This is a genomic window from Paraburkholderia sp. SG-MS1 (genome assembly GCF_012275575.1).
Lineage (GTDB): Bacteria > Pseudomonadota > Gammaproteobacteria > Burkholderiales > Burkholderiaceae > Paraburkholderia.
The window spans coordinates 1-12301 of the sequence record NZ_NPIH01000242.1 but is presented as its reverse complement, the minus strand read 5'-3'; the positions used below and the strand labels follow the sequence as shown (position 1 = coordinate 12301).

Here is a 12301-nt window from a genome sequence, read left to right as displayed (position 1 = left end):
GTAACTGACAATCGGGGAGATTCCCGCACAATGCCCCCTGTGAGACCGTCTGCTATAGACCGACGGCGTCATGACCGCGACGGTGAGGATCAGCGATGCGCCATCAGTATGCAACGCCATGGATTTGGCTTTTTCTGTTACCGCTTGCCCTGGACTACAAGGCAACCGACGCGAACACCGGCTACTTCACGCAACTCGGCCTCATCCTGCCCACGGCGTTTGCGGGCGTCGCGCTGCTGCTTATCGCTCCCCGCTTTCACGAGCGTTCGCAGCTGCGTTCGGTCGTCACCATCAGCGTGCTGCTGTGTGTAGTCGGCAGCGTCGTCGCCCAGCTGGTTCAGGACAACGACACCGGCAAGTATCTGCGCGCCCTGCTGCCCTTCGTGCTGTTCCTGCTCGCCTATCTCGTCGCGTGCCGGCCGTGGAGTGCCGACCGGCTCGCGCGATTCGAAAGGGCGTTGTTCGTCGCCAACCTGATCAGCCTCGTGCTCACGTTCTTCTACGGCATGGCAACGGGCGGTGGTCTCGACGACGTGCGCGAGCGGATCATCTCCGTGACGCTGCTCGGCTTGCAAGCCGTACTGCTGCACGAATTCATCGTGGCGCGGCGCTTTCCGGTCTTCAGCGTCGCGGTGTTCGCGGCCACCGTCGTGGTCGAATGGCTGAGCGAGACGCGCAGCGTGCTGGTCGGCACGGCGCTGCTGTTCCTGCTCGCGCTGGCGCTGAGTGCGCCGACCATCCGTCATGCGCGACGCGCGCTCGCCCGCGGCCTCGTGGTCGGCACAGTGCTGGCCGGCATGGCGGCCATCGTGGCCTGGCGCTTTCCGACCGAGGCGGAACACCGGACCCAGCTCATCTTCGCGTCCCAGGAGAGCGTCTCCGGCACGGACCTGGCTGCGATCACGCGACTCGCCGAAATGCGCGATCAGTACGACCAGGTCACCGCGTCGGCGGACACGCTGCTGTTCGGCGAGGGCTTCGGCCACTACTATCGCTACTCGCCCGTCTATCTGCCGTACCTCGCGGACCAGTTCAGCGAGCAGGACTTCTACGCGATCAACCAATGGGCTGCGGGTCACAACTTCTGGGTCTATCAGTTCTTCGCGGGCGGGCTGGTATTCGGCATTGCCATGCCGCTGGCGATGCTGGCCGCGCTGGCGATCTGCGTCTTCTCATACCGCCACGGGCGCTCGGTCCTGCCCAACGCGCCGCTGCTGCCCGTGCTTGGGCGCGCGATCATGCTGTTCGCCGCGCTGCCGGCCACTACCATCGGCGGCAATCCGCTCGGGCCGCGCTTCTCGGGTCTGATCTTCGGCGTCGCGCTCGGCCTGATGATCGCCACGTACGCGCGCCTGCAACGCGCGCTGCCGGCGAACACCATGCGCACGACCCGCGCGCCAGCGCCGCCGCCGCGAGTTCCGGTCCCGATGCCCGAATTGCCGGGCCGCATCCACCCCGGCATGGGCCGCGCCGATCTCGCATCGACACTCGGTACATCGCGCACGACCGGCGCCGCATCCAACGAAGGCCGGTTCGGCGCACTCGTGCCGCACGGCTCGCACGTGCCGCACGCCAACCGGCCGCGCATCGGCCAATGAAAATTCTCGAGTTGCTCGCGGGCGTCGATCCGTGCGGAGGCGTTCCGGTCGAAGGCGTGCGTCGTAGCGGCATAGCCATGCGCGACGCGGGACACGTGCTCGAAGTCGCGAACTGCGACGCACCCGACGACGGCTGCGTCCGGGCCTTTCCCGTTTCCGTGTCACACCTGCGTATGGACCGACGCCCGCTACGGCTATTGCGGGCGGCGCGCGCCGTCAATCACCGCCGACGCGAAACGCTTCGACGCGGTCATCGTCCTTCAGCTGTGGCGATGCGATAGCTTAGCCGCAGGGAAAATGCTGCACAGGGGCGACGTGTCGCACTGCGTGTACGTGTACAGCATGCTCGAGACGTGGTTCAAGCAAGCCATGCGCTCAAGCATCTGAAGAAGTGGCAGTACTCGCCGTGGGCCGAATACGACGTGCTGCGCGATGCGTGCCGAGGTCATCTTCACGACCGAGGAAGCACGCATGGGCGTGCGTGAATCGTTCTGACTGCATCGCGCCAATGAACGGATCGTGCCGCTCGGCACGACGGACAGTGCCGGCACTCGCCCCGGGGCCGCTCGATGTGAGCGAAGAGGCATGTCGATCTTTCTTCGCTGCCGGCGCGACTGTTTGGATTCCAGGTTGCCGCGATGCACCTCGCTTCATCACGTGCGGCTTCACTGCAACGCCCATGTATATGCCGAAGCGGTAGCGCGATCGAGCGGACCGCGCAAGGAGGTCGCGCCCTCAACCAGCGACACTGTCGTAACCGTAATAGCCGCCTTGATAACCCGACCCCAGGAACGCGCCTTCCTGCGGCACGTCGGTCAGCAGCACGCCGCGCATCGCGACGCCGCTGTTGCGCAAGCGCTTCGCGGCCTCGGCGATCTCGTTGGCCGGATGGCGGCCGTGACGCACCACCAGCAGCGTCGTGCCCGCGTATTTGCCGATCAGCGTCGGATCCGTGACCGCGAGCACCGGCGGGGTGTCGACGATCACGAGGTCGTAGTATGGCTTCAGTTCGTCGAGCATCGTTTCGAAGCGTTTGCTCATCAGCAGTTCGGCCGGATGCGACGGCAGCGAGCCCTTGGCGAGCACGTCGAGACCGGGCAGCACGTCGCGCTGGATCATCGCGTGCAGATCGCCGCCGCTCAACACGTCGGACAGACCTGGCTGATGCGCGATGCCGAAGTGCGAATGGACTTCGCCACGCCGCATGTCGCCGTCGATGATCAGCACGCGCTTTTTCGCCGAGGCGACCAGCGCCGACAAATTCACCGACAGGAACGACTTGCCCGCATCGGGCCGCGAGCCGGTGATCATCACGACGTTGTTATCTGCGTAATCGAGCGAGAGCTGCAACGAGGTGCGCAGATTGCGCACGCCCTCCACCGCCATGTCTTCAGGCGCCTGCTGCGCGAGCACGTGCAGCCCGCGACGGCGCAGACTCACTTTCTCCTGCAGCCGCAGCTGCGTCTGGCTGCGCGGGACAACTGCGAACACCGGCACGCCGAGCATCGATTCGAGTTCGTCCGGGCGTTCGACGCCGCCGTATATCGCGCGTTTGAGGAAGGTCAGCAGGATGCCGAGCGCGAGGCCGCCGCCGAGTGCGATCAGAATTGCCTCGGCACGCTTTGGGCGCACCGGCTCGTCGGGTGTTTCGGCGAAATCCACCACGCGTACACTGCCCGTCTGCCCCGCCTTTGCCATGCGCACTTGCTGCACGCTGTTCAGCAGATTCGTATAGAGCTCCGTATTGACGCGCACGTCGCGTAACAGCTGCATGGCGGTCTGTTCGGTGTCGGGCATCACCGCGACGCTGCGGTTCATGTTCGTCTGCGCGCCCTGCAACGCGGCGATCTGCGCGTCGAGTGCGGCAACCATCGGATGACTTGCCGTGAAGCGCTGTGACATCTCCGCGCGTTGCTGTTGCAGATCGAGCAGCCTGCTTTTGTTGTCGACGATCTGCTGCAACAGCAGGCGGCTTTCCTCCCCGAGGTCGACCGTGCCGTGCGCATTGCGGAACTTGTTGTAGCGTTGCTCGGCTTCCTCGAGCGCCTTGCGCGCGCCTGACAGTTGCTGATCGAGGTACGCCAGCATGTGCTCGCTTTCGCTCGAACGGCTCTCGAGGTCCTGCCGCAGGAACTCGCGCGCCATGTTGTTCACGATCGCCGCGGTTAATGCGGCGTCGCCGCCTTCAAGACTCGTGCGGATCACGCCGGATTGCTGCGTGGCTTCCTGCACCACCACCGCTTTCTGCAAACGGTTCACCGTGCTCAGCGTGGACGCGCGCGACAGTTCGAAACGCGAGCCGGGCGCGCCGACCAGCTTGTCGACGTGCAGCGCGATCGGCCCGTCGGCGGTATCGGTTTCGATGGTTTCGCCGACCCGCCCCGACAGGATCGCGATACCGTTGCGGTCGCGCAGCATATAGGTGCCGTCGGCGCCCGCGATCAGCGTGAAGGTCGTGTCGTACAGCTCCTTCGACGTATCGAAGCGCGACACAGCGATGCTCTCGCCGCCCCACGCGAAACCCGACAGATTGATGAACGACGGCAGCCGGAAACCCCATTGGCCATACACCAGCCCCGCGATCATTCGGCCGATGACCGGCAGATAGCGTGGCGTCGCCGTGATATCGAGGTGCAGACTTTTGACGGCCTCCTCCGTGACTAGCCGCGACTTCAGCAACTCGATCTGCGCCGCGGTCGATGGCCTCGCGTCGAACATGCCGGGCAGCGGCGGCAAGGAACTCTTGCCGATCGCGCTGACATTGGCCGACCTGTCCTCGACGTGAAACAACACGTCGGCACGATACGTGGGGGGCGCGAGAAACGCGTACGCGCACCCCAGCGCGAGCGCGATCAGCGTCACCGTGCAAATGGTGCGCCAACCGCGCACGATCGTGCGGAGATAGTCCGACAGGCGAAGCTCGTCCGATCCGGACACGTCGGTGTAGCGGTTTTCGAAGTTGATTGCCATGTTCTTCACCCAGCAAAGCCCGGCGGTTCAGGTTTCAGCTCGCGCGTCGTGTCATTTCGTCAGCACCACGCCCGTCACAGCCGCATTGATGGCCGGCAGCAGCAGGTTCAACACGCGATTGAAGCGAACCAGTCCGCCTTGGCCGACGTAGACGATGTCCTTCGGCTGAAGCTCGAACTGATTGGCAAGCACCATCGAAACCGGCGAGGTCGCATCGAGGTGATAGATCTGCGGCGACTCGCTCGTCGAATCGCGGATCACAAACACCTGCTGCGCGGCGGCCGTGTTCGAATCGAAGCTGCCGCCATCCGAGATCGCCTGCGACAGCGTCAGCGAACCATTGCGCAACGGCAGGACGGTGGCCGGCTTGTTGACCTCGCCCATCACGTACACGCCGCTGTCTTCACGCGCCGCCACCCGGATCAGGTCGCCCGGCTGCAGATAGATCTGCGACGGATTACGGCCGCGCTTGATCAGGTCGTCGACGTTGATCGGATAGATGACGCCGTTGCGGACCAGCTCGACGCGGCTGCGGTCGGCATTCGCGCTGAAGCCGCCGCCCTGGTTGATCGCCATTGTGAGCGACATCGGAATATCGTTGAGCGATTGCGCGCCAGGCGTGCGCACTTCACCGTCCAGATAAACCTGCGAATTGCGGAACGACGCCACGCGCACCGTCACTTCGGGCTTCTGATAAACCTTGCTCAGACGGGCGTGCAACTCTCTCTGGATCGTCGAGACGTCCTTGCCGGCCACATGCATGTTGCCCGCGTACGGGAACTGGATGTCGCCGTTTTCGTCGATCAGGAAGCCCGGAATCGCATCCGCATTGCGTGTGCTCTGATTCGGTTGTCCGAGCGCGGCGGCCAGTTCCGGGTGATCCCAGACCACGATCTGCAGCACGTCGCCGGCGCCGACCCTGTAGATGGGCGGCTTGCCGAACAGGCCAAGCGTCTGCGACGGCAGCGCCGCCGACGTTTGATCCGCATTTATCTTGCGCAGCAGCGCGAGGTTGATATCGGTAATCGGTATCTGCTTTTGCTGCGCGGCTTCCGTGCTGAATTCACCCCCTGTGTCCTGGATCGCGGCCGGCGTGACCATCCGTTGACCGGGTGCGATCCCGCATCCGGAAAGCAGCGTTGCCGTAGCGAAAACCAGGAGACTTCCCGTGCGTAGACCAAGTGAGCTCATGATATTTCCTCCGTGCGCGCGGCAACCGTTCCAAAGGCGGTAGCGCCGGCGTGTTTTTAATTGCTTAGTAAGCGTTTCGATGCACCAGTCCAGCGACAATCGTCGCGCCGATAATCCGCATATCGAGCGCGAACGACCAATGACCCAGGTAATACAGGTCATGTTCCACCCGACGCTCCATCTTTTCGATGCGGTCAGTCTCGCCACGGAAGCCGTTTATCTGCGCCCAGCCCGTGATTCCCGGTTTGATCCGGTAGCGATTGATGTAGCCGGCGACCACTTTCTGATAGAGGTCGTCATGCTCGAGTGCATGGGGACGCGGTCCGACGACCGACATGTCGCCACGCAATACGTTGAAAAATTGCGGCAGCTCGTCGAGGCTCGTGCGGCGCAGGAACGCGCCGATTTTCGTCACACGCTTGTCGTCACGCGTCGCCTGGCTCAGCACGCCCTTGGCTTCGGTATGAAGACGCATCGAGCGGAACTTGTAGATCGTGAAGACCCGGCCGTCCGCGCCCTTGCGCTTCTGCTTGAACAGCACCGGGCCGCGCGACGAGAGCTTCACCGCGATCGCGATGGCCAGCAGCAGCGGCGCGAGTGCGATCAACGCGGCGGTCGCGAACAGGCGGTCGAAGATTTCCTTCTTCAGCATCGAACTCGCCGAGAGCGGCGACGCCACCAGATTGATCGCCGGCATGCCGAGCAGCTCGACCACGCCGCTGCCTTCGAACAGCGCGTGACTGCGCACGTCGGGCATGAAACGGATGTTCACGAGATCGTCGCGGAATCTGCCGATCAACGCGCAGATCAGCGGCTCCTCGCTCAGCGAGAGCATCAGCCACAATTCGTGCACGTCGTTCGTGCGGATATAGTCGGCGAGTGCGTCGACGCTGTCGAACACCGGCACACGCGAATTCGTCACCGACGTCTCGTCCGGACGCGTGTTGTAGACGGCAGTCGCACGAAAACCTGCGGTCGGTGCGGCTTCGATGCGGCGCAGAATGGCTTCGCATTGCGTGCCGCTGCCGACGATCGCGACCTGGTGCAGATTCATGCCGGCTCCGCGAGCGCGCGCCAGCACCGCGTGCGTGATCAGCCGGTACGAGATCAGCAAACCGCCCGTCATCGCAGTCCAGTACGAGAACCACAGCCGCGACACGAGATCGCTGCGATGCAGTGAATACATCAGCACGAGCGCGCAGCCCTGCACGATCAGCCACGCGAGCGAGACTTGACCGGCGAGTGCCAGCTTGGAGCGGCCGCGCCACGATTCGTAGACGCCGAACGCCGGGAAAATGGCCAGCGCGAACGCGGCGGAAAACATCACGAGCGCCCAATAGAATCCGGATTGAGCGAGGTAGTCGAAGCGGATCTGCGACGCGAGCGCCGCCCCCGCCAACACCAACGCGACATCGAAAACTCGCGCGAGCAAATCCTGAAACTTGCGCATTTTGTTGACCTCTGTGCTTACGTCGTTACTTGCCGTGCCTGTTAGCAGATGAATCCGGCGGACTGCTCAGGAGCAGCGGCCGTAGTTGTCGTCGAACCTCACGATGTCGTCTTCGCCCAGATAGACGCCTGACTGGATTTCGATGATTTCGAGCGGCACTTTTCCCGGGTTTTCGAGCCGGTGTCGAGTGCCGAGCGGAATGAACGTCGATTCGTTTTCACTCAGCAGGAACTGCTCTTCGCCGCGCGTGACCAGTGCCGTGCCGCGCACGACTACCCAGTGCTCGGCGCGGTGGTGGTGCAGTTGCAGCGACAGTTGCGCGCCTGGTGTGACGACGATGCGCTTCACCTGAAACCGCTCGCCGTGGTCGAGCGAGTCGTAGAACCCCCACGGGCGGCGCACCTTGCGATGCGCGTCGGCCTCCGGCGCGTGCTGTGCCTTGATACGCGAGACCAGCCCCTTCACGTCCTGGACGTGCGAGCGGTCGACCACTAGCACGGCGTCGGCGGTTTCGACCACCACGACGTTGGTGGTGCCGACGCACGCGACCAGCCGCCCTTCCGAATGTGCATAGCTCGATACCGCGCCTTCGAACGCGACCCGCCCACGCCCCGCGTTGCCGTTGGCGTCCTTGTCCATCGCGGCCCACACGGCGTCCCATGAACCGAGGTCGGACCAGCCCGCCTCCAGTCTGACAACTACGCCGGCGGGCATCGCGAGTGCATCGCGGCCCTGCGCGCCGCCGTACGTTGCTGCATCGGAGGTGTCGATCAGGCGCTCCATCACCGCGTAGTCGATCGAATCCGCGGGCACGCCGAGGAATGCGTCCAGCAGCGGTCGGAACACGGCCTCAGCGGTGTTGCCGCCAACGAATGCGCGCTCGCACGCCGCGTGCATGTCCGGCTGCAGGCGCTTGAGCGTGTCGAGCCACACGCTCGCCCGCACGATGAAGATTCCGCTATTCCACCAATAGGTACCGGCCGCCACGTACTGCGCGGCGATTTCTTCCGCGGGTTTCTCGACGAAGCCGTCGATCGCATGTCCGCCGTCGCCGAGTTCGGCGCCGATCCGGATATAGCCGAAGCCGGTGTCGGGCCGCGTGGGCGGCACGCCCAGCGTCGCGATCGCGCCGCGCTCCGCGTAGCGCGCGGCGCGTTCCAGCGCACCTTGCAATGCCTGTACGTCGGCGATCGAGTGGTCGGCCGGCATCACGACGAGAATCGCGTCGCCGCCGTCCGCACACGCGAGCGACGCCGCCAGCGTCAACGCCGGCGCCGTATCGCGGCGCGCCGGTTCCACGATAAGACGCGCGTCGACGCCGTTTGCGTGCAGCTGTTCGGCGATCACGAAGCGATGCTCCTCACCGCACACGATGATCGGCGCGACATCCACACGCCAGCCGGCCGGAAAGCCCTCCATGCGCCGCGCGGTTGCCTGCAGCAATGAATCCGCGCCGACCACGTCGATCAATTGTTTCGGAAAGTTTTCGCGCGACACCGGCCACAGCCGCGTGCCCGATCCCCCAGCAAGAATCACCGGGACGATGCGCGCGCAACGCGCGCCGGATGCTCCGCCAGCGACGTCATCCGGTCCGGACAACGCAGCGCTTCCCGCTCCCTGAGTCAACATATTCGGATTCCTTATAATTCTCAAAAGTCTAAGGAAATACTTCCTGGCGCCGTATTGCTCACGCGCCCGTCAACGCGGCCCCGCCCGCGCTATTCGCCAGCCATGCGGCGGCTTTGAATCCTGAATTCGGTGGGTGAAATTCTCATCCGTTTGCGGAACACTTTTGCAAGGCGGTCACCATTGCCCATGCCGGTGCGCCGGGCAATCTTGTCGACCGGCAATTCCGATTCGGTCAACAGGCTGCACGTCACCGCAAGGCGTTCGTGCAGCAGAAAGCTCGATGGCGTGATGCCCATTTCCATCTTGAAGCGGCGCAGAAAGTTGCGCTCGCTCATTGCCGCGAACTGCGCCGCGTCGGCGATCGAAATCGACTGCTGGCAATTTTCCTGAAGCCAGCGAGCCGCCGCGCGCACCTTGTCGCCGGGGCTCAGGCCGCCGTCTTCGCCCAGCAGCGGCGCTAGGTTCGAACACGAATCCGCGAGCAGGCGTTCGGCCACCGAGCGCGCCGTGGCGCCGCCGAGGTCGCGCTTGATCATCGCGAGGGCGCTTCTCATCGACTCCAATCGGTCGCCCGCTTCGGCGGGCGCCTCGGGGTGCCGCGCGCCATCCGCCTGCTGAGCGGGCTCGGCGCTGCCCTTGCCCTCCGGCGCGTAAGCCGCCTCGAGCAGCACGCGCCCCTCCGCGATCGGCCGGATCATGCCGGTGTTACGGCGCACGCGCCGCAACCATGCAATCAGCCGCTCGTCGCCGGCGGCGGCGCTTGCGCCTTTGCCGCCCGCCACGTACAACGCATCGAAGCCGCCGGAGTTCCGCGCATCAAGTCCGTCGGTCCACACGCGCAGCGCGGACGATGAGGTCACCATGCCGCCATCGGCCGAGAGGAACGACACGTCGTACAGCGAGCCACCGGCGTTCGAGGCGGCCAGTTCATTGGCTGCCTGGAAAACCTCGGCCACTACTCCGGCGCCCTGCAGCGAGCAGTCGTTGAACATCAGTAGCGCGATGCGACGCATCCCCCTGGTCGGCGCGTGCACCCACCGCAGCATTGCAGACTCGAGACTCGCGCAGGTCATGGTCATCCTCTCTACAGAAAACGGATCTACTCTTTGCGGTCACGACACAGAGAACCCCGCTCTGTGCTGTGCATCATGCGACGACCCTTCCAGCACTTAACCGCCATGACCGAAAGCGCAGACATGTTGGCGCGCCCGCGTCACCGCCGGCCAGTGAAAGCCGGCAATAGCCCGCCACCGCGCCGCTTCTCGCTAATTAATCGCCGATTCCACATATGAATGAATAGGCATTTTGCGAATCTTAATGCAAATAAAACGGCGACTGCGTACGCCAGCGCACACTACACGACCACTCGAAAACGGCGCACTTACAATTCGATCGTCCCAAACGCCCAGCAGTTTTAAGTAATTTTTTTCGGGACGAACCATAGGATGAGAGTAAGCGCCCTCGTCGGCCTTGTCTGTGCCGGACCCCACGTAAATTTGCTCCGACCACAGAACGTCGCACCGCATTTCCGAAAGAGACATCCAATATAGGCACTTGAAAGCCGACCAGATTATTTAATTTATTGTTTTCGGCAATCGGGAATATAAAGCTGGCGATTAATGTTTCAGAGTTGAAACACCACAACTTAGAGCGCGTCGCAATCGGCGCGCGAATGGCGGATTGCACCGAGCGCAAATCAGGTCGATTCCGCCAGTGAATTGCGCAAATGCACTATGCGCTTTGCCCAGCAGCTTCCTTGCGAGCCAGGTGAAGGCCGTTGTGACCTCGTGCATGTGCAATTCGACCAGGCATTGCGAGCGGATAGTCGACGCCGTGTGGGCGCAAATACAGCACCTGGCGCTTCAACAACGGCACACACGCGACGTGGTATATCGCAACGGTGCACAGCATGTCGTCAAACGTTGTCGCGTGGCGCGGGATGCCGGCTCGGCCCGTGCGGCACCCGCCGCTATTGGGACAACCTCAGCGCGCACGGTCACCGCGACGCGCGACCACATCCGATGCCAACGTGGCCCACAAGCGGCGCAATGCGCCGATAGTTCGGCGCTTCACGACAGGTTCGAAGCCTGCTGGCGTACAGAACACCCGCGCATGGACGAGTTAGGATGCCTGACAACATGCTGGAACCGCTTCTATTCTATGAACGCTTTTATATGGATGACACTGATCCTCGCTGCGATGATCGGCGCGCTCCTCTTTACGACGATGGGAGCATTGCTGTTCGCCTTGCTGCTTGGCAACGTCTCGGACCGGCTCGCCCGCACCGCCGAGAATCATCGCGACTATTGATGCGCTCTCGAGCGGTCCCGGCATTGCACTCAGGAGCCCTTGCATCGATCGATCTGATCGTGGCGATGCAGACAGCCGCATCCATAAGGACGAACCGCTCGGCTCGGCATTGGGCGAATTCAGGCCCATTCACGCGCCGCCCTCGGCGGTCCTGGGTATCAAAAGACAGAAATCCCAACAGTAACGGCAAAATCAGCGCACACTACCTGACTGCTCCTGTGAGGAGCGAAAATCGCCAATTGGGAGTCCATCATGGCAAAAGGTCAGATGCGCAGTAACCGCGAAGTCAAGAAACCGAAGCAGGAGAAGAAACCGCAACCTGCTACTTCGCCATCGGGTGGGACACCGATTCGCGTAGCGCCGAGCGTTTCGGCGACCCAGAAGAAGCACTAAACGCGAGCCGGCCCGCCTTCGCAAGGCGGGCCGCGTTACTTCAGCCTGCACTTCCGCGCTACTTCTCCACTGGCCGATGGCGATCATCACACCGCCACGCGCCACACACGTTCGCAACGAAACGAATCACCCCGTGTCGCGAACCCGAACCACCGCTCAAGGGCTTTCCCATGTCGACCACCAGTCTTTTCTTGACCGCCGCGGGCGTCGGCCTCGCGATTGCCGCGCCGGTCGGCCCGATGGGCATGCTGTGCATCCGCCGCACGTTGACGGGCGGCGCGCGCGCGGGACTGGCGATCGGCTTCGGCATTGCAACCGGCGATGCGCTCTACGGTCTGGTCGCCGCGCTGGGCCTCGTCGGCATTTCGCAGTTCATGCTCGCCTACGACCGCCCGCTGCATCTGCTCGCGGGCCTGTTCCTGCTCTATCTCGGCGTGCGCACGCTGCTGCAGAAGCCGGCCGCCGACACCTCGAATGGCAACGGCGACGGCAAGCTCGCGCAGGTGGGCCGCGCCGGCGCCTTGCGCGCGTACGCGAGCGCCTTGCTGCTCACGCTGACCAATCCGCAAACCGTCATCATGTTCGCCGCGCTGTTCACGACGCTCGCGCCGCGCGGCGCCTTCTCCCCGGCCATTGCGCTGACCACGGTGGGCGGCGTGTTCGTCGGCTCGATCGCGTGGTGGTGCGTGCTGGTGAGCGTGGTGTCGCTCGCGCGTCACGCGATCGGCAGCCGGCTGCGCGTCGCGATCGACCGCGTGGT

At 63.8% G+C, this 12301-nt stretch carries 8 protein-coding genes; 3 read left to right on the top strand and 5 right to left on the bottom strand.

Annotation, left to right across the window (positions count from 1 at the left end; translation table 11 throughout):
• The first annotated feature begins 95 nt into the window (after window positions 1-95).
• Window positions 96-1598 carry a hypothetical protein gene (locus CIC12_RS23660; RefSeq protein WP_168667524.1) on the top strand — a complete coding sequence of 501 codons (1503 nt, stop codon included), beginning with the start codon at window positions 96-98 and terminating at the stop codon, window positions 1596-1598.
• 735 nt (window positions 1599-2333) lie between these two features.
• On the opposite strand, the gene CIC12_RS23655 is transcribed toward CIC12_RS23660, so the two are convergent.
• The 5 genes from CIC12_RS23655 to CIC12_RS23635 form a co-directional block, all read right to left on the bottom strand.
• Entirely contained in the window at window positions 2334-4568 is a 2235-nt protein-coding gene (locus CIC12_RS23655; protein WP_168667522.1) for a polysaccharide biosynthesis tyrosine autokinase, read from the bottom strand.
• A gap of 51 nt (window positions 4569-4619) precedes the next feature.
• A complete protein-coding gene (locus tag CIC12_RS23650) occupies window positions 4620-5759 on the bottom strand; it encodes a polysaccharide biosynthesis/export family protein (RefSeq protein ID WP_168667520.1) in 1140 nt (379 codons plus the stop codon).
• Window positions 5760-5823: 64 nt separating this feature from the next.
• Window positions 5824-7209 (bottom strand): undecaprenyl-phosphate glucose phosphotransferase, encoded by a 1386-nt coding sequence (locus CIC12_RS23645; RefSeq protein ID WP_168667518.1) that lies wholly within the window; start codon window positions 7207-7209, stop codon window positions 5824-5826.
• A 66-nt stretch (window positions 7210-7275) separates the two neighbouring features.
• Window positions 7276-8838, bottom strand: coding sequence for a mannose-1-phosphate guanylyltransferase/mannose-6-phosphate isomerase (locus tag CIC12_RS23640; RefSeq protein WP_168667516.1), 1563 nt, complete (start codon window positions 8836-8838; stop codon window positions 7276-7278).
• An 89-nt stretch (window positions 8839-8927) separates the two neighbouring features.
• Complete coding sequence (locus tag CIC12_RS23635) at window positions 8928-9911, bottom strand: helix-turn-helix domain-containing protein (protein WP_168667722.1); 984 nt, start codon at window positions 9909-9911, stop codon at window positions 8928-8930.
• Window positions 9912-11016: 1105 nt separating this feature from the next.
• Between CIC12_RS23635 and CIC12_RS33695 the strand changes: the two genes are divergently transcribed.
• Complete coding sequence (locus CIC12_RS33695) at window positions 11017-11148, top strand: hypothetical protein (protein ID WP_274597571.1); 132 nt, start codon at window positions 11017-11019, stop codon at window positions 11146-11148.
• Between the two features lie 563 nt (window positions 11149-11711).
• Window positions 11712-12301, top strand: a 590-nt coding sequence (locus CIC12_RS23630) for a LysE family translocator (protein WP_168667515.1), incomplete at its 3' end; no start/stop codon positions are given.

What these genes read in the sequence shown, in the direction of transcription:
- CIC12_RS23660 (WP_168667524.1), top strand. Translation starts at nt 96, where the DNA reads ATGCGCCATCAGTATGCAACGCCATGGATTTGGCTTTTTCTGTTACCG.
- CIC12_RS33695 (WP_274597571.1), top strand. Translation starts at nt 11,017, where the DNA reads ATGACACTGATCCTCGCTGCGATGATCGGCGCGCTCCTCTTTACGACG.
- CIC12_RS23635 (WP_168667722.1), bottom strand. Translation starts at nt 9,911, where the DNA reads ATGACCTGCGCGAGTCTCGAGTCTGCAATGCTGCGGTGGGTGCACGCG.
- CIC12_RS23640 (WP_168667516.1), bottom strand. Translation starts at nt 8,838, where the DNA reads ATGTTGACTCAGGGAGCGGGAAGCGCTGCGTTGTCCGGACCGGATGAC.
- CIC12_RS23655 (WP_168667522.1), bottom strand. Translation starts at nt 4,568, where the DNA reads ATGGCAATCAACTTCGAAAACCGCTACACCGACGTGTCCGGATCGGAC.
- CIC12_RS23650 (WP_168667520.1), bottom strand. Translation starts at nt 5,759, where the DNA reads ATGAGCTCACTTGGTCTACGCACGGGAAGTCTCCTGGTTTTCGCTACG.
- CIC12_RS23645 (WP_168667518.1), bottom strand. Translation starts at nt 7,209, where the DNA reads ATGCGCAAGTTTCAGGATTTGCTCGCGCGAGTTTTCGATGTCGCGTTG.